The sequence below is a fragment of the Trinickia acidisoli genome, from assembly GCF_017315725.1.
Lineage (GTDB): Bacteria > Pseudomonadota > Gammaproteobacteria > Burkholderiales > Burkholderiaceae > Trinickia > Trinickia acidisoli.
Window position 1 is genome coordinate 3,760,188 of record NZ_JAFLRG010000001.1, and the last position, 18,607, is coordinate 3,778,794.

General features: G+C 64.8%; 18 protein-coding genes. 7 read left to right on the plus strand and 11 right to left on the minus strand.

Annotated features, from left to right (window positions below; all coding sequences use genetic code 11):
- Positions 1-7: 7 nt before the first annotated feature.
- Positions 8-1,228: a class I SAM-dependent methyltransferase gene (locus tag J3485_RS17260; protein WP_206955065.1), complete on the plus strand. Its 1,221-nt coding sequence runs from the start codon at positions 8-10 to the stop codon at positions 1,226-1,228.
- 109 nt (positions 1,229-1,337) lie between these two features.
- Here the strand turns inward: J3485_RS17260 and J3485_RS17265 are convergent, their stop codons facing one another.
- The 4 genes from J3485_RS17265 to J3485_RS17280 all read right to left on the minus strand — a co-directional run bounded on the left by J3485_RS17265 (position 1,338) and on the right by J3485_RS17280 (position 6,377).
- A complete protein-coding gene (locus tag J3485_RS17265) occupies positions 1,338-2,585 on the minus strand; it encodes a multifunctional CCA addition/repair protein (protein ID WP_206955074.1) in 1,248 nt (415 codons plus the stop codon).
- A complete protein-coding gene (locus J3485_RS17270) occupies positions 2,582-3,229 on the minus strand; it encodes a glutathione S-transferase family protein (protein ID WP_206955076.1) in 648 nt (215 codons plus the stop codon). The genes J3485_RS17265 and J3485_RS17270 overlap by 4 nt, the downstream gene beginning before the upstream one ends.
- A gap of 132 nt (positions 3,230-3,361) precedes the next feature.
- Entirely contained in the window at positions 3,362-4,318 is a 957-nt protein-coding gene (locus J3485_RS17275) for a complex I NDUFA9 subunit family protein (protein ID WP_206955078.1), read from the minus strand.
- A 73-nt stretch (positions 4,319-4,391) separates the two neighbouring features.
- A complete protein-coding gene (locus tag J3485_RS17280) occupies positions 4,392-6,377 on the minus strand; it encodes a lytic transglycosylase domain-containing protein (RefSeq protein WP_206955080.1) in 1,986 nt (661 codons plus the stop codon).
- A gap of 20 nt (positions 6,378-6,397) precedes the next feature.
- Between J3485_RS17280 and J3485_RS17285 the strand changes: the two genes are divergently transcribed.
- Positions 6,398-6,991, plus strand: coding sequence for a 5-formyltetrahydrofolate cyclo-ligase (locus J3485_RS17285; protein WP_242538594.1), 594 nt, complete (start codon positions 6,398-6,400; stop codon positions 6,989-6,991).
- A gap of 107 nt (positions 6,992-7,098) precedes the next feature.
- Here the strand turns inward: J3485_RS17285 and J3485_RS17290 are convergent, their stop codons facing one another.
- Positions 7,099-7,611, minus strand: coding sequence for a winged helix DNA-binding protein (locus J3485_RS17290; protein WP_206955083.1), 513 nt, complete (start codon positions 7,609-7,611; stop codon positions 7,099-7,101).
- Between the two features lie 189 nt (positions 7,612-7,800).
- Here J3485_RS17290 and pxpB point away from each other — a divergent pair, with 189 nt between their 5' ends.
- From pxpB to J3485_RS17315, 5 genes are all read left to right on the plus strand, one after another.
- The gene (gene pxpB, locus J3485_RS17295; protein ID WP_206955091.1) at positions 7,801-8,454 is read left to right on the plus strand and encodes a 5-oxoprolinase subunit PxpB; all 654 of its coding nucleotides are present in this window, start codon (positions 7,801-7,803) and stop codon (positions 8,452-8,454) included.
- Positions 8,451-9,500, plus strand: coding sequence for a 5-oxoprolinase subunit C family protein (locus tag J3485_RS17300; protein ID WP_206955093.1), 1,050 nt, complete (start codon positions 8,451-8,453; stop codon positions 9,498-9,500). The genes pxpB and J3485_RS17300 overlap by 4 nt, the downstream gene beginning before the upstream one ends.
- 21 nt (positions 9,501-9,521) lie before the next feature.
- Complete coding sequence (pxpA, locus tag J3485_RS17305; RefSeq protein ID WP_206955095.1) at positions 9,522-10,274, plus strand: 5-oxoprolinase subunit PxpA; 753 nt, start codon at positions 9,522-9,524, stop codon at positions 10,272-10,274.
- A gap of 165 nt (positions 10,275-10,439) precedes the next feature.
- On the plus strand, positions 10,440-11,213 hold the full coding sequence (locus J3485_RS17310) for a DUF969 domain-containing protein (RefSeq protein WP_206955097.1): 774 nt from the start codon (positions 10,440-10,442) through the stop codon (positions 11,211-11,213).
- A 2-nt stretch (positions 11,214-11,215) separates the two neighbouring features.
- The gene (locus tag J3485_RS17315) at positions 11,216-12,172 is read left to right on the plus strand and encodes a DUF979 domain-containing protein (protein WP_206955099.1); all 957 of its coding nucleotides are present in this window, start codon (positions 11,216-11,218) and stop codon (positions 12,170-12,172) included.
- 224 nt (positions 12,173-12,396) lie between these two features.
- On the opposite strand, the gene J3485_RS17320 is transcribed toward J3485_RS17315, so the two are convergent.
- The 6 genes from J3485_RS17320 to J3485_RS17345 form a co-directional block, all read right to left on the minus strand.
- Positions 12,397-13,218 carry a phytanoyl-CoA dioxygenase family protein gene (locus J3485_RS17320; RefSeq protein ID WP_206955102.1) on the minus strand — a complete coding sequence of 274 codons (822 nt, stop codon included), beginning with the start codon at positions 13,216-13,218 and terminating at the stop codon, positions 12,397-12,399.
- Entirely contained in the window at positions 13,215-14,216 is a 1,002-nt protein-coding gene (locus J3485_RS17325) for a glycosyltransferase (protein ID WP_206955104.1), read from the minus strand. Before J3485_RS17325 ends, J3485_RS17320 begins: the two co-directional genes overlap by 4 nt.
- Before the next feature lie 274 nt (positions 14,217-14,490).
- Positions 14,491-15,645 (minus strand): TraB/GumN family protein, encoded by a 1,155-nt coding sequence (locus J3485_RS17330; RefSeq protein WP_206955854.1) that lies wholly within the window; start codon positions 15,643-15,645, stop codon positions 14,491-14,493.
- Entirely contained in the window at positions 15,638-16,657 is a 1,020-nt protein-coding gene (locus tag J3485_RS17335) for a peptide ABC transporter ATP-binding protein (RefSeq protein WP_206955105.1), read from the minus strand. Before J3485_RS17335 ends, J3485_RS17330 begins: the two co-directional genes overlap by 8 nt.
- Positions 16,657-17,694, minus strand: a complete 1,038-nt coding sequence (locus J3485_RS17340) for an ABC transporter ATP-binding protein (RefSeq protein ID WP_206955107.1) — start codon at positions 17,692-17,694, stop codon at positions 16,657-16,659. The genes J3485_RS17335 and J3485_RS17340 overlap by 1 nt, the downstream gene beginning before the upstream one ends.
- Entirely contained in the window at positions 17,691-18,605 is a 915-nt protein-coding gene (locus J3485_RS17345) for an ABC transporter permease subunit (protein ID WP_206955109.1), read from the minus strand. Before J3485_RS17345 ends, J3485_RS17340 begins: the two co-directional genes overlap by 4 nt.
- Between the last annotated feature and the right edge of the window lie 2 nt (positions 18,606-18,607).

Sequence of the window (18,607 nt, forward strand, 5' to 3'; positions counted from 1 at the left end):
TGCCGGAATGAATCAAAATGCTCACGAACCCGCTAGTTTACCCGTTCCGGCCGCCGATGCGCTCGCCGCGAGCGCCGATCTCGCCGCACGCATCCGCGACGAGATCGCAACCGCCGGCGGCTGGCTGCCGTTCGACCGCTATATGGAGCTCGCGCTCTACACGCCCGGCCTCGGCTACTACAGCGGCGGCGCGCGCAAATTCGGCCGCCGCGCCGAGGACGGCAGCGACTTCGTCACGGCCCCCGAACTCTCGCCGCTCTTTGCCCAAACGTTGGCCCGTCCGCTCGCGCAGGCGCTGCAAGCGAGCGGCACGCGCGAGTTGATGGAGTTCGGCGCCGGCACGGGCCGTCTCGCGGCAGGCATCCTGTCGGCGCTCGATGCGCTCGGGGTATCGCTCGACAGCTATGCCATCGTCGATCTATCGGGCGAGCTGCGCGAGCGTCAGCGCGAAACGATCGAAGCGCTCGGCGGCGAGCTAGCCTCGCGCGTGCGCTGGCTCGACGCGCTGCCCGAGCGGTTCGAGGGCATAGTAATCGGCAACGAGGTGCTCGATGCGATGCCGGTGCAGCTCTATGCACGCACGGGCGGGATCTGGCATGCGCGCGGCGTGGCCGTAGGCGAGGCCGGCGCATTTCGTTTCGAAGCGCGTGCGCTCGATGCGCCCGCGGTGCAATTGACGAAGGAAGACGCCGCGCTGTTTGCGGAACTCGATGCCGAGATCGACCCGGCAATCGACTATGTCGCGGAAACACATGCGGCGGGCGCTGCGTTTGCGCGCACCATCTGCGCCATGCTCAAGCGCGGCGCGGCGTTTTTCATCGATTACGGCTTTCCGCGCGCCGAGTACTACCATCCGCAGCGCACACAGGGCACGCTGATGTGCCACTACCGGCACCGCGCGCACGACGACCCGTTTCTTTACCCAGGGTTGCAGGACATCACGGCGCACGTCGAATTCACGCGCATCGCCGAAGCAGGTGTCGAAACGGGAGCCGATTTGCTCGGCTATACGTCGCAGGCGCGCTTTCTGATGAACGCGGGGGTGACCGAAGTTTTATCGGAAATCGATCCGGCCGACGCAAGCCGTTTCTTGCCGGCTGCCAATGCGGTGCAGAAGCTGTTGTCCGAGGCCGAGATGGGCGAACTGTTCAAGGTGATCGCGTTCTCGCGCGGCATAGACGGCACGCTCGATGCGTTCGCGCGGGGGGATCGGTCGCATACGCTGTGAGCGGATCGGATGTGAAAGCGCGAATCGATGTCGATCGATGTCGATCGACATCGATCGATTCCGGCGCATATCGGCTGTCGTCGATCAACATTGATCGACGTTGATGCCGTCAGTCGGCTTCAGGGCCCTCAAACGCCGCGCCCACCGCCTTCACACGCGCCCGGTGCACGGCCTCCTTGATCTTCGCGGGCTGATCGGCAAATGCCTGAGCCACCGCGCCCGCGTCGACACTGCGCGCCGCCGTCAACGCGACACGCAATCGCTCCGCCTGCGGATAATCGCGGGTCTCGAAGCCGAGCCGCCCGCGCGCATCCGCTTCGCACGCCTGCAGCGCTTGCGCGAAGCGAGCCGGCTTGCGCAGCGCGTCGCAGCGCTCGAACAACCGCACGAGCGCTTGCGCACCCATCTCCATCACGCGATGAATGTTGCCGTGCTCGCGTGCGACGAGCACCGCCAGATCGCGGCACTCGTTCGGCACGCGCAAGCGCTCGCACATCGGCCGCAGCAGATCGACGCTGCGCGTTTCGTGTCCGATGTGGCGCGGCAGCACGTCGTCAGGCGTCGTCGCCTTGCCCAGATCGTGCGCGAGCGCGGCAAAACGCACCGTCAAAGCGTAGCCGCGCGCCGCCGCGTAATCGACGACCATCATCACATGCACGCCGGTATCGACTTCGGGATGGTAATCGGCACGCTGCGGCACGCCGAACAGCGCGTCGATCTCGGGCAGCACGCGTGCCAAAGCACCGCACTCGCGCAGCGCCTCGAACATCCGCGACGGCTTGCGCTCCGTCAGCCCGCGCGAAATCTCCTGCCACACACGCTCGGGTACGAGCGCATCGACCTCTCCGGCCTGCGTCATCGTTCGCATCAGCGCGAGCGTCTCCGGCGCGACCGTGAAATCGTGGAATCGCGCCGCAAAGCGCGCCACGCGCAGAATGCGCACCGGGTCCTCGACGAACGCCTCGCCAACGTGCCGAAAGCGCCGCGCACGCAGGTCCGCCTGCCCGTCGAACGGATCGATGACGGGCCCGATCAGTTCGCCGTCGGGCCGGACCTCGCGCGCCATCGCGTTGATCGTCAAGTCGCGCCGAGCGAGATCCTCCTCCAGCGTGACATCGGGCGCGTAGTAGAACTGGAAGCCGTGATAGCCCGCCGCCGTCTTGCGCTCCGTGCGTGCGAGGGCGTACTCCTCGTGGGTCTGCGGATGCAAAAAGACCGGAAAGTCCTTACCGACGGGACGATAGCCCTGCGCCACCATCTGCTCGGGCGTCGCGCCGACGACGACGTAATCGCGATCGGACACGGCCACGCCGAGCAACGCATCGCGGATCGCGCCGCCTACCGCGTAGATCTTCATGCGTCTTCGTATCGGGCGACGCGGTGCGTTTCCTTGCGCGCGTCGTCGAACCATTCGCGCATCACCGGCAACGCGCTCATGCGCTCGACATACCCACGCGCCGCGTCCGAAAGCGGCGGCGCATAGGTGATGAAGCGCGAGACGATGGGCGCATACATCGCGTCGGCGGCGCCGAATGCTTCGCCGAACAGGAAGGGGCCGCCGTAGTGCGCAAGGCACTCGCTCCAAATCGCATCGATGCGCGCGACGTCGGCGAGCGCATCGGGCGTCGCCCCCTTGCCGGGCCGATGCGCGCGAATGTTCATCGACATTTGCGTGCGCAACTCGACGAAGCCGCCGTGCATCTCGCACGCGATCGCGCGCGCATGGGCTCGCGCGCCAGCATCGCTCGGCCACAACGCATGCTGCGGATAGCGCTCGGCCAGCGTCTCCAGAATCGCGAGCGTCTCCCAGATCGATTGACCGTCGTCGGTCACGAGGCACGGCACGCGGCCCGAGGGCGAGTGCTCGAGGATGCGCGCCTTCGTATCGGCCTCGCCGAGCGGCACGAGCACCTCGTCGAACGAGAGGCCCATCTGTTTCATCATGACCCAAGGCCGCATCGACCACGACGAGTAGTTCTTATTACCGATGATGAGTTTCATGCGCCACCGAAAAGAGCGTTGATTGATCGGAACATCGAGACAACGAGAGAAACGAAGCGGCAATGGTGCCACGAAGCGAGCGGGCGGTGCTCTGCCGCAGCGCTTTGCGCTGCTTCCTCTGCGTCCGCCGCTTCAGCGCCCCGCCGTCGTCCGAAAGGCGCTGAAGCGCGATTGCAGCGCCGCGTCGTTCAGATAGGTGGGCGCGATCGCTTCGATGGCGACGGGCTCCACATTCAATTCGGCCGCGAGCGGCGCGCTCAGGATCGCGTCGCGCGACATCGAATCGAGATTGTCGCGCGTGACGAGCGGTTCGCCCGGAAGCGTCTCGAACGACAGCGCCTGCATATAGGCAAGCGCGTCGGGCAACCGCACGATGCGCGGGTGGCGGCCGATCATCTCGCCGCACATGCGCACGAGCGCTTCGAGCGTATGGACGGTCGGGCCGCCGAGCTCGTAGGTGCGCCCATGCGCGGCGTCGAGATCGAGCGTGCCGACGATGGCCTTGACGACGTCGCCAACGTAGACGGGCTGGAATTTCGCGTCGGGCTTGGCGAGCGGCAGCACGGGGAAGAGGCGCGCGAGCGAGGCGAACGTATTGAGGAAGCGGTCTTCGGGACCGAACACGACCGATGGCCGAAAGATGGTCGTCGCAAGCTGAGTGGCCGCGAGCACGCCCTTCTCGCCGTCGCCCTTCGAGCGCAAGTACATGCTCGGGCCATTCGAATCGGCGCCGATGGCGCTCAGGTGAACGAGCCGGTGCACGCCCTTGCCCTCGCAAGCCGCCGCGATCTTCGACGGCAACTCGACGTGCAGCTTCGCGAATTCGGGCCCGTAAGGGCGGCCGCGCCGGCCGTGCAGCGTGCCGACGAGGTTGACGACGGCATCGACGCCCTCGACGAAGCGGGCAAGCTCGACCGTGTCGAATGGATCGAGCTCGATGACGTCGAGCGGGAGCAGCGTGAGATGGGCGGCATGGCTGCGCTTGCGCGTGGCAATGCGCACGTTCTTGCCGGCGGCGACGAGCGCGTTGGCGAGATGCGTGCCGATGAAGCCGGAACCGCCGATCAACGCAATGGATTGATGTCGCATTTTCGACTCCCTGCGGGCGACGGCCACAGGCACCGCCGCGCGCTCATCGCGGCCCTATCGCGCACGGCATGCCTCAGGGCGTCTGAGGCAGGATCACCCCGAGCCGCTCCTTCAGCGATTGCGGACGGCCTTCGAACAGCGCCGCATAGTAGACCGTGTTCGACAGCACGTTCTTGACGTAATCGCGCGTCTCGTTGAACGGGATCGTCTCCGCAAAGATCGCGCCTTCGACGGGGCGCTGCAGCGCCGCTTGCCACTGGCGCGGACGACCGGGCCCGGCGTTGTAGCCCGCCGTGGCGAGTACGGCCGAACCGTCGAACTGATTGTAGATCATCGATAGATAGCTGGTGCCGAGCAAAATGTTCGTATCGATGTCGTTCATTTGCTCGGGCGAAAGCGGCCCGAGGCCGATCTTGCGCGCCACCATGCGCGCCGTGCCGGGCATCAGTTGCATCAGGCCGCCCGCTCCGACGTCCGACTGCGCGTTGATGATGAAGCGCGATTCCTGGCGAATGAGCCCATAGGCCCATTCGACGTCGAGGCCGGTCGACTTTGCATCGCGCTCCACGATGTCGCGGAACGGTGCAAGGTAGCGCAGCGAAAAGTCGTGTTCGGTCTGCGTCCGGTCGGCCGTGTTGACCGTGCGGTCATAGAGCTGGATGCGGCGCGCGTATTCGGCCACGGCCAGCAATTGATGATCGGTCATGCCGCGCAGCGGCCAATTCCACTCGCGATTGCCTTCGAGCCGCAGATTCAGTGCGTAAAAGCGGCGCGCGAGATCGAAGCCCGGCGTGCGGCTTGCCGCCTCGACCTCGGCGTCGGTCACGGTCGTTTGCGGCGGCACCGTGATCTTGCGACCGAGCGCCTCGGTGGCAAGCTGTCCGTAGAAGTTGAAGCCCGACGCGATGCGCGTGAACTCTTGAACGGCGAGCGCCTTGTCCTCGGGGCTGCTGCTCTTCTCGAGCGCGCGCGCGTGCCAATAGACCCAGGCGGGCTGCGTGCGCAGCGCGCTCGGCATTTGCTCGATCGACCAGCGCACCATCGTCCAATCGCCAGCCAGCAGCGCACTGCGGGTACGCCATTCATAGGCCGGATACGAAAGCGGCGCATTCGCCGAGAGCCGGAACCAGTCGACGGCGCCCGGCACCTGATGGACCGCGCCCTGATAGCCGATCGTGCCCCAGCCGATCGCACGCTCGGCCAGCGACAGCGACGGCGCGATCGTCGCGAACGTGGCCGCGGCGGTGACGACGTCGGTGCGCGCCATCGTCGTGATCGCGAGCAGCGCGAGCGCGTGCGAGGCCGAGTCGGGCCCCACCCCGCGCGCAAGCAGGAGCGGCGGCGCGCCCGTTGCCTGATCGATGAGCGTCTGATCGGGGCGCACCGGGCCGAGCGCGTCGAACAGCCGGCTACCCGCGCTCGTCGCGTTTTGCTCGTAGGCAAGGCGGATCTGTTGCCAGACGTCGTCGTCGCTGAACTGGTGGCTTGCCGCCAGCGCGGTGATCAGATCGACGCAGCCGTCGCCGTAATACCTCGGCTCGACGAGCAGCGCGCGCGCCGCCTCGGCGACGTTTTCGCCATGCGCGGCGCGAGACTCCAGCGCGTAGCACTTCACTTGCGTGTCGTCGTTGAGCACGAAGCGCGGATACTGCGCGTCGAAATCGCGCCAGTCGTGGCGCGCGCCCAGCACCAGCAGGTAATCGTTGCGCAGCCGGTCGGCGATCGCTTCGCCGTCGTGGCGCTGCAGGAACGACAGCACGGGCTCGTCCGGCGCGTCGACGCGCGCGTGGCCGCCGCTGTCGTACAACTGGGGCTTGAGCTGAAAGTATTCGAGATACGACGGCGCGGGGTAGTTCGGAATCATCGCCGCAAGCTGCGCCGCGCGCGCGGCGTCGTTATTGCGGGCGGCCTCGCGCAGGCGCACGAAAATCTGATCGTCGGTAAGCGCGGCGGTTGGGCGTACTTGGCGCCCCGCGGAGGCGGTGCCGCAGGCGACGAGCGCGACGGCGGCGAGTGCGCAAGCGACCGCGCGATATACTCGTGCAAAGCGTTTTGACATCGTGGTTCGTGGAGCAAAAATTGAGCGAAAGCATAGCACGCAACCCCACGGCAAAATCGAAAGCCGAGCTGCGAAAACGCTTGCTCCAAGCGCGCAGCGACGCCGCCGCCGCGGGCCGCGCCGACGCTTCGCTCGCCGCTCATCTGCGCGAGGCGCTCTCGCGTTACGCGCCCCATACAGTGGGATTCTATTGGCCGCTCGCGGGCGAATTCGACGCGCGCGCGATCGTCGGCGAATGGCTCGCGCGCGACGCGCGGCGCCAAGCCGCATTGCCCGTCGTCGTCATGAAAGGCCAGGCGCTTCAGTTCCACGCGTGGACGCCGAACACGTCGATGCGCGTGGGGCATCATCGCATCCCAGAGCCCGAGCGAGCGCCGCCCGTCTTGCCGGATCTGCTGCTCGTGCCCTGCGTGGGATTCGACGACGCGGGCTATCGGCTGGGTTATGGCGGCGGCTATTACGACCGCACCCTCGCGGCCTGGCCCGGCACGGACAAACCGGTCACGATCGGGATCGCCTACGAAGCGTGCCGCGCGACGTTGCCGCGCGAACTGCACGACGTACCGCTCGATGCGATCGTCACCGACGACGGGCTGTTCGCGAATCCGCGCTGAAAGAGACCCAAGGAACCCAAGCAAACGGCGTAGGCCGCACCTCGTTGCCGCCTACGCCTACGCCTACGCATCGCGCATATCGCATATCGCGACGCGCGAACGTGAATTCAGAGCGACGCGGCGGCGCGGGCCGCGGTGTCGTACAAGCCCGATGCATTGCGCATGAGCTGAGCGGCCTCGCCGATCTGCTCGTTGACCAACCCGCTTTCCTTGAGCGCCGCGATCAGGCAGCTTTCTCTGACTTCGCGGTATTTGTTGCACAGGTCTCGCCCTGCCTGGGTAGCAGAAAAAAAGACTTCCTTGCCGGTCTTTTCGCTTTTTACATACCCTCTACTCACGAGTTTCTTCAATGCATACGTGGCCACGTGCGTGTCCTCGATGTTGAGCACGAAGCAGATGTCGGCGAGCTTTTTCTTGCGTTCGCGGTGGCTGACGTGGTGCAGAAGCGACACCTCGATGGCCGTCATGTCCTTGGCGCCGGCCGCCGACATGCATCGCACCATCCAGCGGTTGAACGCATTGCTCGCCATGATCAGCCCGTATTCGAATTCGGACAGCTCGACGCTCGTCTCGGAGACGAGATGTTCCGAAGACACGATCTTGGTCGGATGACGCGGCATGGCGGCGACTTGCAAGTAACAATGAAAGGAAGAGTTCGCGAAGTGTACGCCGGCCGCACTTCGTTCAGCACTAGCGAAAACGCTTATGGGTAAAATGTCGATAATTTATCGATAATACGACTGACTCAATGCACGTCCGAGCGGCTCGCCCCAGTGTCAAGGGACAGCCGCAGCGGGCCCAAAGCCTCGATGACAGAACCTCGAATCTATCCGTTCGGCGACAGCGCACTCGTCTGCGAGGCCCCGCCGCCCGCGACGCTCGCGTGCCAGGAGCGGGTCTGGGCGCTCGGCGAGGCGGCGCGGGAGTGGCCGCACGTTGTCGAAGTCGTGCCGGGCATGAACAATCTAACGATCGTCTTCGATCCGCTTTGCGCCGACGTGGAAGCCCTCGCCCGCGACCTCGCGCTCGCGTGGGACCGCGCCGTCGGCGTCAGGCCGTCCACGCGCGAAATCGACATTCCCGTGCGCTACGGCGGCGAGGACGGCCCCGACTTGCCGGCCGTGGCCGAGTATGCCGGGCTCAGCATCGACGAAGTCGTACGGCGCCATGCGAGCGCCGAATACGTCGTATTCTTCGTCGGCTTCCAGCCGGGCTTCGCCTATCTCGGCGGGCTCGACGCGTCGCTGCACATGCCGCGGCGCGCGGCCCCTCGGCTCGAGGTGCCGGTCGGATCGGTCGGCATCGGCGGCGCGCAAACCGGTATCTATCCGGCGGCGTCGCCGGGCGGCTGGCAGTTGATCGGACGCACGCCGTCGCTGCTCTTCGATCCGGCCGGCCACCCGCCGACACTGCTGCAGCCCGGCGACCGCGTGCGCTTCACCGCGCTGGAGGTGGTTCGATGATCGACGTGCTGCGCGCCGGCGTGCTCTCGTCGGTGCAGGATCTCGGCCGCACCGGGTATCGCCATCTCGGTGTGGCGAAGGCCGGCGCGCTCGACACGCTCGCGCTCGACATCGGCAACCGGCTCGTCGGCAACGCGCCGCAGGCGGCCGCGATCGAGATCACGGTCGGGCCCGCGGCGCTGCGGTTTACGCAGGCCACGCGCATCGCCATCACGGGCGCGCAGTTTGGCGCGACACTGGACGGCGTGCCCGTTCACACCTGGTGGAGCCTACCGGTGCGCCCCGGTCAAGAGTTGCTGTTGCAGGGTCCGACGCGCGGCATGCGCGGCTATGTGTGCGTGCGCGGCGGAATCGACGTCGTGCCCGTCCTCGGCTCGCGCAGCACCGATCTCGCCGCGCGCTTCGGCGGCCTCGGCGGGCGTAAGCTGCGCGATGGCGACCGGCTCCCGACGGGCGCGTCCGCACCGCGACAGGGGCGGGCGACGGCTGTCGACGCCCCGGCGTTCGGCGTCAAGGCACCGCAATGGTGCCGCTTCGCCGAGGTGGCGCACGAACCGGTGCGGCGCGGCAAGCACGCGGCCGGTGCCGAGCGCGCGGTGGCGATCCGCGTACTGCGCGGCCCCGAGTACGATTCGTTCGGCGAGGCGGCACGCACGGCGTTCTGGTCTGACGAGTGGCGCGTGACGCCGAACAGCAATCGCATGGGCTACCGTTTGGCGGGCAGCACACTCGCGCGCGAGCATGATGCCGAACTGCTCTCGCACGCCGTGTTGCCCGGCACGATCCAGGTCCCGGGCAACGGCCAGCCGATCGTGCTGATGAGCGACGCACAGACGACGGGCGGCTATCCGCGCATCGGTGTCGTCATCGCCGCCGACATGTGGAAGCTCGCGCAGGTGCGGCTGGGCGCCGCGGTGCGCTTCGTGCGCACGACGCAAGAGGAAGCGCGCTACGCGCTTTCGGAGGAACACGCGTATCTGCGGCAGATCGATGCCGCGATCGCCATGCACGAAGAGCGGATGCAGCGTCTTTCGCACGCCGCTTGAAGGTTTTGTAACGAGGTAGTCATGGAAATCGATTTGAACGCCGATCTCGGCGAAGGTGGCGACGCCGACGAAGCGCTGCTCGGTCTCGTCAGTTCGGCGAACATCGCCTGCGGCTGGCATGCCGGAGGCGCCAATGCGATGCGCGATTGCGTGCGGCTGGCCGTGCAGCGAGGGGTAGCGATCGGCGCCCACCCGAGCTTTCACGATCCGGCCAATTTCGGTCGCAAGGAAATGCATCTGCCGCCCGACGACATTTACGCCGGCATCCTCTATCAACTCGGCGCGCTGTCGGCGATCGCCCAGGCCGAAGGCGTGCGCGTCGCGCATCTGAAGCCGCACGGCGCGCTCTACAACCAGGCCGCGCGCGACCCCGCGATCGCGGAGGCGATCATCTCGGCCGTGCACGACTTCGATCCTTCGGTGGCGGTGTTCGGCCTGGCCAACAGCCGCTTCATCACGATCGCGCGCGAGGCGGGACTCGTCGCGGTCGAAGAAGGATTCGCCGATCGCGGCTACCGCGCCGATGGCTCGCTCGTACCGCGCAGCGAGCCGGGCGCGCTCATCGACGACGACGACGAGATGCTCGAGCACGTGCTCTCGATGGTGCGCGACAAGCGCGTCCGTACCGTGAGCGGCGACTGGGTACCACTTGACGTGCGCACGCTGTGCCTGCACGGCGACGGGCCGCATGCGCTCGAGTTCGCGCAGAAGCTGCGCCGCACGCTCTCGACGAACGGAATCGGGGTGCACGCCGCTTCGGGGCTGCCCCATTGACGGCACGGCGCGCAGCCGCGGAGGAAGGCTGTTCGCCCCGGAACGAGAAGGAATCGAAATGAGCACGCCGTGCCCGAGTCGGGACATGGCGCGCTCCGCAAGCAGGGCAAGCGGCCGTTAGAGCCGCGTCGAAAAGGCGTTTTACTAGAGACAGGAGACAGAACAATGCAGACCAATTTATGGCCGTTACTAGGCGTAGCCGTCATCATCGTCGGCTTCCTTCTTCGCTTCAATCCGATGCTCATCGTCGCCGCCGCGGCGATCGTCACCCCGCTCTGCGCGTACTTCCCGCCGGATAAGATTCTCGCCGCCATCGGCTCCGGCTTTCTCAAAACACGCAACATCCCGCTCATCATCCTGCTGCCGCTCGCCGTCATCGGATTGCTCGAACGGCACGGGCTGCGCGAGCGCGCGCAAATGTGGATCTCCAGCATCCAAGCAGCCACGGCCGGACGCCTTTTGATCGTCTACCTGCTGGTGCGCGAGCTGACTGCCGCCGTAGGCCTCACGGGCCTCGGCGGACATCCGCAGATGGTGCGGCCGCTGCTCGCGCCGATGGCCGAAGGCGCGACCGAAGCGCGCTACGGCAAGATCTCCGATGCCGTGCGCTACAAACTGCGCGCGTTCTCCGCCGCGACCGACAACGTCGGCCTCTTTTTCGGCGAAGACATCTTCGTCGCGTTCGGCGCCATCGTGTTGATGGTGACGTTCCTGAAAGAAACCGGCATCGTCGTCGCGCCGATGCACGTGGCCGTGTGGGGCATGCCGACCGCCCTCGGCGCATTCATCATTCACAGCGTGCGGCTGTATCTGCTCGACCGCCGTCTCGCCAAGGAACTCGGGCACGGCGCACAGGCACAGGCGTCTCCCCCGGAAGGCGACGCCTCGCTCTCTGCCGGCGCGCAAGCGCAACCGACGACCAACGCCGCGGGAGAATGAACATGACGCTTCTGCTCACCCATCTGTTTTGGCTCGTCGGCGCGCTGCTCTTGATCGTCGGTGCAATGATCGTCACCGACAAGGCGCATCCGCGCCGCTTCGCGGCCGGCGGCTTTTGGATCATCTACGCACTGATCTTCCTTGTCGGCGACAAGTTGCCTATCGAGCTGGTCGGCGTGCTCGTCATCGCCATGGCATTGATCGCGGGATTCGGCGGGGTACTCGGCGCCAAGCCGAACATGCCGAGCGACGAAGCACGCCATGCAAGCGCCAAGCGGCTCGGCAACCTGCTGTTCGTCCCGGCGTTGGCGATTCCGTTCGTGACGGTGGTCGTCACGCTACTGGCCGGCCGGCTCGTCTTCAGCGGCACGCCGCTCATCGATCCGAAGAATACGACGCTCGTCGGCTTCGGTATCGGCTGCGTCGTCGCGCTGGCGGTGGCCTGCTACGTCACGCGCGACTCCGTCGGGCAATCGGCGAAGGAGGCTCGGCGCCTCATCGACGCGCTCTCGTGGGCGGCCGTGCTGCCGCAAATGCTGGGCATGCTCGGGCTCGTGTTCGCCGACTCCGGCGTCGGCAAAGCCGTCGCGCACGTGGCCACGGCTTATGTGAACCTCGACTATCGCTTCGTCGCGGTGGCCGTCTATTGCATCGGCATGGCGCTGTTCACGATGGTGATGGGCAACGGCTTCGCCGCCTTCCCGGTGATGACGGGCGGCATCGGCGTGCCGATTCTCGTCAACGTGTTTCACGGCAACCCGGCCGTCATGGTGGCGATCGGCATGTTCTCGGGCTACTGCGGCACGCTGATGACGCCGATGGCGGCCAATTTCAACATGGTGCCCGTGGCGCTGCTCGAACTGCCGGACAAAAACGCCGTTATCAAGGCGCAAGCGCCGACGGGCGTGTTTTTGCTGATCCTGAACATCGTGCTGCTCAATGCGCTGATGTTTCGGTGAGGGGATGTGCGATGTGGCCCGTGATTCCGATCGGTTTCGTTGGGCCGCTAGCGTTGTGCCATATAGAACATCAGCGTCGCCAGCACGCTGCATGTCGCCATGACAAGCATTACGGCGTATGTCGGGGCGCCGATCGGTTGTCGCAAGCAAATGCATGTCGATCGACACGGGTCCAATTGCGCAGAGCACCCCGAGCGATGCAAACCATAGCTTGCGCCTCACATTTATTTGAAGCGCGCACCGGTTGCAGCTTGCACGGCACTGATACACCTTTGCCTCAGCGCGGCGCCGGTCAGCACGTCCATCGGTGCGACATGGTCCCAGTTACCGAGCGAGTCTTCACCGCTGACAAACCACGTATAAAGCCACGTATAGGAAGGCCGTACCACCGGTACAACCTGAGGTGCGACGTAGCGTGTCACTAGGCCGATGCGCGGCGAATCGCTGAGATTAGGTCCTGACGCATGAAACAGCAGCGGATGATGGACCGAGAATTCGCCTGCGTTCAGGTTGACGTGCGCCACATTACTCTCGTCAATTGGGCCGCACACTCGCTGCGCGCGCGTCAGCATGTTCTGAGGATCTGGCCTTTCCGTATGCTCAACGAGCACTGAGTGGCTAGCCGGCAAAACCCGCATTCCACCGTTTCTCTCGTTCGCATCGGTCAACGCAAGCCAGACTGTCACCATGGGGATGGTACGCAAATCGGCGTATCGATGCTGCCAGTAATAGATATCCTGGTGCCATGAGAAAAATCGCTGCGTGCGAGGTGGTTTCGAATTGAATTCACTGACCCATACGAGCACGTCAGGACCTATTAATGAGCGCACGACTTTGAGTACGGCCGGATGGGCGACTAGTTGCGCAACCCACGGATACAGCAAATGCCCCAATACCCTGTGCTCTTTTTCCAGCACTGCATTTCCAGCACCACACAGCGAGTGATAGTTGTCCCAAGTCTGCCGGACTTCGGCGGCGGACAGCGCCGGCATGGGGTAAATCGCGCCTGCATTGCGATAGACCCTCAGCAGATGGTCGATATTCAATTTTTCACCTCGTCGAGACACAGTTCGTGAATATCCCTGGCGCGAAACGCCGTTGTGTGATGTGCGGCGACCTTCTGCGCCGCCCGCTCCGTAATCGCCGACCAGCGCGAATCACCGACGGCAAATGATCGTTGGATAGACGTGGTGTCTTCTATAGCGTGAAAAATATCAGTGCCGAGATAATGTTCATCTTCATAGAATTCTAGTGCCGAAAGCTGCTCACCAAGCGATGATCGATCTGCGACGATCAAGCATCCGGCCGCCATTCCTTCAAATACCTTGGCCACCAAGTAGTTGAATACAGAACCGCATACCAACATCGCCGGATGATGGCGCAATAGCGAAGCATATCGTTCCCTGCCAACGGTCTCTAATGCCTTGGCGTCGACCCGCATTTGATTGGCTTTGTCACCCGGATAGCCGGGATAGCCAGGATGATCCACGACATGGCATACGCTCGGCGGTAGCTTCGCGGCACAGAATTGCCGGAATGGGTAGGGCCATGCACGAGATCCCGACAGCAATATGCGATCGGACGCCGGCGCAAATATCGGCGTGAAATAGGATGCGGCCGCATGAGGCACCCATTGGATGCGCTTCTTTGTCTCCGGGAACCAATCGACTAGTTTATTCGGATAAGTAGCCAGAATTAAATCCGCCCAGTCGAACGCTCGCTGTCGCTGCGCTCTTCGATGCTCGCTGAAATAATGAACATCATCACAGAATATGATGCGCCTCACCCTATTAGGTATCGCAGCGAACGATTCATAATACCGCTCCATGATTTCATAGCACTCCCAAAGCAACACCACACGCGCTTGACGAATCGACTCTAACAATTGTTCGCTATCGGTCGACTCGACAATCATCAATTTCCATCCAAGCGCTACCAAACATTGATGAATTTCATGAAACTCCCTAGAAATGTATGCATCCCAACCCATAGGCACGCAGAGAGCTAAATCGCCAGATACGGCAACGCCATCTGATTTCATCATCGATAGTCGAAATATTTTCAAACAAAGGCAGACAAGCACGTCGGCCCGGCTCGTCGAAAGCCATCGCGTAAACAACGTGATTGTGCGTAGCGAACCTTAAGAAGAAACCGCCCGAACTATAAGGATCTTGGAGAGCTGAACTGCCGCCTCCTCGAAAAATTCAGACGCATTGAAGTTCACATCCGCTTGCAATGCTCCGATGAGCCCATCGGACGCCCTTCCCCGTCGAAATCAGTACCGTGGTCGAAGCGTTCGACCGGCAATGCTCGATGAATCAGCCCGCGTCAACCGTAAACCCGCGCTGACGCAGCAGATTGAGCACGCCCTTCGGCCCGCCCAAGTGCAGCGCGCCGATCGCAACGAAGACCGGACGGTTCGGCGCGGCGATCGCCGTCATGCGCACCGCGAAGCGTCGGTTGCGTTCGTAGACGATGCGATTGTCGAGCGCCTGCGCCACGGCCGGCGTGCGCGCAAGCCGCTCCGACTTGGCCGACGCCCACGCCGCGATCGCGTCGGCATCGCCGACGCGCCAGAGGCGGTGCAGCGCCTTGACGTCGTCCATGTTCTGCACAGGGGTTTGCGCAAGATCCTGCGCCAGCATCTCGCGCTGCTCTGCCAGCGTCAGATTCGTAAATGCCCGCATCTGCTCAGCTAGCGTTTCGAGGCCGACGATCTTGCCGCGGGTGGGCAGATAGACGTTTTCGAGCTGCGCCTCGGTGCCGTACTCGGTTTGCAAGCCGATCGCCAGCGAATCGTAGGTTTCGACGAGCAAGGCGGCGAGCCAGGGCCGTGTCTTCTGGATCTCCTCGAGCGCGGCCGGATTGCCGCGCAGACGAAAGGCGAGCTTGCGCCAAATGGCCTCGGGCAACAAACGCGGCAGGCAGGCATAGGAACAGACGCCGAACTTCGATACGTCGTCTTGCGATCGAAGCAGATCGTCGGGCGAAATCTCGAGTGCGAGCGTCGGCGAAGCCGCGAGCGCGGCCATGATCGGCCGCCGAAACGGCTGACTTTTCGGGTAATCGTAGGGATCGCCGATGTGCAGCGTCCCGAGCAGATAGATCGTCGTCGCGCCTTTCGTCGCGACGTAAAACGGCATATGCGCCGGCTCGGCCCGCACGGGCCCGCTCGCACTCGTGCCGCCGAAGCCGGGCGGCGGCCCGTGAAAGCCGGGAATCGGGGCGCTCGGCGACGTGGGCATGATCGGCGCGCCCGGCGCCGCCTGCACGACGGGCGCCGTGGCGGGCCCTGCGTAGGCAGGCGAAATCGGCCCGCCCGAGCGTGGATCGAGGGCGAACGTAAAGATGAACGTGAGCACGAGCGAGCGCATGCGGCGCAGGCAGGCTCGTGCCCGCCGCGCGAGGACGGCCGCAAAGGCGCCCTCGCACGGGCGGCGCGCACTTGTCCGCGCCGCCCGCGCTTCAGCCATCCGCATCCCCCACTTCCTCGGCGCGGTGGCACGACACGAGCCGGCCGTCCACGTCGCGCAACATCGGCTCCTCCACGCGACACCGCTCGATCGCGTACGGGCAGCGCTGATGAAACGTGCAGCCCGAGGGCGGATCGAGCGGCGACGGCATTTCGCCTTGCAGCTTGATCTGCGTGCGCCGCTCGGCCTCGAAGATGGCCGGCGTGGCCGACATCAACGAGCGCGTGTACGGATGGCGAGGCTTGGCGAAAATCGTCTTTTTGTCGCCGAGTTCAGCCACGGCGCCGAAATACATGACCACTACGTCGTCGGCAATGTGCTCGACGACGGCCAAGTTGTGCGAAATAAAGACGTAGCTCGTCTTGAACTGCTCTTGCAGGTCCATAAACAGATTCAGGATCTGGGCCTGAATGGAAACGTCGAGCGCCGAAACGGGCTCGTCGGCCACCACGATGCGCGGATCCAGAATCATCGCACGAGCAATCGCAATGCGCTGCCTTTGTCCGCCAGAAAACATGTGCGGATAACGTTTCGCGTGCTCCGGACGCAAGCCGACGGTGCGCATCATCTGCGCCACGCGGCTCGCGCGCTCGGCAGTGCTCATCGGCGTGTTGATGACGAGCGGCTCGGACAGCGTCTGCTCGACCGTCTTGCGCGGGTTGAGCGACGCAAACGGGTTTTGGAACACCATCTGCACGCGCCGCCGCAGTTGCGCGAGCTTGTCGCCTTCGGCGCCGGCAACGTCAACGCCTTCGATCAGCAGCCTGCCCGAGGTGGGCGGCTCGATCATCGTCAATTGGCGGGCGAGCGTCGATTTGCCGCATCCCGACTCGCCGACGACAGCGAGCGTCTTGCCGCGCACGAGCGAAAACGACACGCCGTTCAGCGCCTTGATCGTACCTTGGCCGAACATGCCGCGCCGTACGGGGTAATGCTTGGTCAGCCGCTCGGCGATCAGCACGAGGTCATCTTCATGCCGCGGCGCGCGCGAAACTTCCGGTACTGCGTTCATCAGGCGCCTCCGTGCTGGATCGGGTTCGAGCGGATCGCATCGAGGTTGAGCGGTTTGATGCAGCGCACGCGCGTAAGCGCACCGTGCGGATCGTGCGGATCGTGCGGATCGTGCGGATCGAGCGGATCGAGCGCGGGCCGGCCCTTGCGGCAATCGTCGACGACGTACTTGCAGCGCGGCGCGAACAGGCAGCCGGTCGGCCGGTCGTCGCTGCCCGGCACCATCCCGGGCAGCGCCGCGAGACGTTTGGCGCCGCGGTTGTGCTCGGGAATGGCGGCCAGCAGCGCCTCCGTGTACGGATGATGGGCCTGCGCAAAGATGTCCGGCACACGATTCGTTTCGATGATTTCGCCCGCGTACATGACCGCCACGCGCTGCGCCACTTGCGAGACGACAGCCAAATCGTGGGAAATCAGCACGAGCGCCATGCCGCGCTCCTTCTGCAGCTTGACGAGCAGATCCATGATCTGCGCTTGGATCGTCACGTCGAGCGCCGTCGTCGGCTCGTCCGCGATCAACAGCTTCGGGTTGCAGGCGACGGCCATCGCGATCATCACGCGCTGATTCATCCCGCCCGAAAGCTGGTGCGGGAACGCCGAGATACGGTTCTTCGCATCGGGGATGCCGACCTGGTCGAGCAGTTCGAGCGCGCGTCGTTCGAGCGCCGCGCCGCGCAACCCCTCGTGCAACTTCAGCACTTCCTTGATTTGGTAGCCGACGGTATAGCTCGGGTTCAGGCTCGTCAGCGCGTCTTGAAACACCATGGCGATGTCCTTGCCCACGATCTTTCGACGCGCTTTCGCCGACGCTTTCAGCAGATCTTTACCGTCGAAGGTGATCTCGTCGGCGGTCACGACACCGGGCGCGTCGATGAGGCCCATCAGCGCCATCATCGTCACGCTCTTGCCCGAGCCGGATTCGCCGACAACGCCGACGACCTCGCCGGGCGCGACCGCCAAGGTCACCCCGTCGACGGCCGGTGCGCCGCCGAACGTGACCGCCAAGTTGCGGATGGTCAATAGAGGGTTCATGGTCATGCCATCCGTTTCAGTTTCGGATCGAGCGCATCGCGCAGCCCGTCGCCGAGCAGATTGATCGCGAGCACCGAAATGAGAATCGCCATACCCGGCATCGTCACGATCCACCAGGCATTGTCGATGTAGTCGCGCGCCGACGCGAGCATCGCGCCCCACTCCGCCGTCGGCGGCTGCACGCCGAGGCCGAGGAAGCCGAGCGCGGCCGCATCGAGAATCGCGGACGAAAACCCGAGCGTCGCCTGCACGATCAGCGGCGCTGCGCAGTTGGGCAGCACTTGGGAGAACATGAGCCGTGGCTTGCCGGCGCCGGCCACGCGCGAAGCGGTCACGTACTCCTTCTGTAGCTCGCCCTGCGCCGAAGCACGCGTCAAGCGCACGTAGCCGGGCAGCGCGACGATCGCGATCGCGAACATCGTATTCGCGAGACCGGGGCCGATGATCGCGACGACGGCCACCGCGAGCAGCAGCGAGGGCAGCGCAAGCAGCACGTCCATCGCCCGCATGATCGGCGTGTCGGCCCAGCCGAAGAACGCCGCGCACAAGCCGAGCACGATGCCCGGAATCAGCGCGAGCACGACCGACACGCAGCCGATCCAGAACGACATGCGCGCGCCGAACATCAGACGGGACAAGATGTCGCGGCCGGCTTCGTCGGTGCCGAGCACGAACTTCCAATTGCCGCCGGCGAGCCAGGCGGGCGGAATCTTGACGTAGTCGCGATACTGCTCGATGGGGCTGTGCGGCGCGATGAGCGGCGCGAAGATCGCGATGAGCACGAGCACGAGCACGACGATGCCGGCCGCCACGGCGCCGCGATTGCGCGAGAAGTTGCTCCAGAACTCGCGCAGCGCAAGAGCGCGCCCGCTGGGCGGTGTGACGCTTTGAGGAACCGTGTTTTGAATGTCTGCCATGG

Excerpts from the sequence above, each read along its gene's own strand:
- J3485_RS17260 (WP_206955065.1), top strand. The coding sequence starts at position 8 with ATGAATCAAAATGCTCACGAACCCGCTAGTTTACCCGTTCCGGCCGCC.
- J3485_RS17265 (WP_206955074.1), bottom strand. The coding sequence starts at position 2,585 with ATGAAGATCTACGCGGTAGGCGGCGCGATCCGCGATGCGTTGCTCGGC.
- J3485_RS17270 (WP_206955076.1), bottom strand. The coding sequence starts at position 3,229 with ATGAAACTCATCATCGGTAATAAGAACTACTCGTCGTGGTCGATGCGG.
- J3485_RS17275 (WP_206955078.1), bottom strand. The coding sequence starts at position 4,318 with ATGCGACATCAATCCATTGCGTTGATCGGCGGTTCCGGCTTCATCGGC.
- J3485_RS17280 (WP_206955080.1), bottom strand. The coding sequence starts at position 6,377 with ATGTCAAAACGCTTTGCACGAGTATATCGCGCGGTCGCTTGCGCACTC.
- J3485_RS17290 (WP_206955083.1), bottom strand. The coding sequence starts at position 7,611 with ATGCCGCGTCATCCGACCAAGATCGTGTCTTCGGAACATCTCGTCTCC.
- pxpB (WP_206955091.1), top strand. The coding sequence starts at position 7,801 with ATGACAGAACCTCGAATCTATCCGTTCGGCGACAGCGCACTCGTCTGC.
- J3485_RS17300 (WP_206955093.1), top strand. The coding sequence starts at position 8,451 with ATGATCGACGTGCTGCGCGCCGGCGTGCTCTCGTCGGTGCAGGATCTC.
- pxpA (WP_206955095.1), top strand. The coding sequence starts at position 9,522 with ATGGAAATCGATTTGAACGCCGATCTCGGCGAAGGTGGCGACGCCGAC.
- J3485_RS17310 (WP_206955097.1), top strand. The coding sequence starts at position 10,440 with ATGCAGACCAATTTATGGCCGTTACTAGGCGTAGCCGTCATCATCGTC.
- J3485_RS17315 (WP_206955099.1), top strand. The coding sequence starts at position 11,216 with ATGACGCTTCTGCTCACCCATCTGTTTTGGCTCGTCGGCGCGCTGCTC.
- J3485_RS17325 (WP_206955104.1), bottom strand. The coding sequence starts at position 14,216 with ATGATGAAATCAGATGGCGTTGCCGTATCTGGCGATTTAGCTCTCTGC.
- J3485_RS17330 (WP_206955854.1), bottom strand. The coding sequence starts at position 15,645 with ATGGCTGAAGCGCGGGCGGCGCGGACAAGTGCGCGCCGCCCGTGCGAG.
- J3485_RS17335 (WP_206955105.1), bottom strand. The coding sequence starts at position 16,657 with ATGAACGCAGTACCGGAAGTTTCGCGCGCGCCGCGGCATGAAGATGAC.
- J3485_RS17340 (WP_206955107.1), bottom strand. The coding sequence starts at position 17,694 with ATGACCATGAACCCTCTATTGACCATCCGCAACTTGGCGGTCACGTTC.
- J3485_RS17345 (WP_206955109.1), bottom strand. The coding sequence starts at position 18,605 with ATGGCAGACATTCAAAACACGGTTCCTCAAAGCGTCACACCGCCCAGC.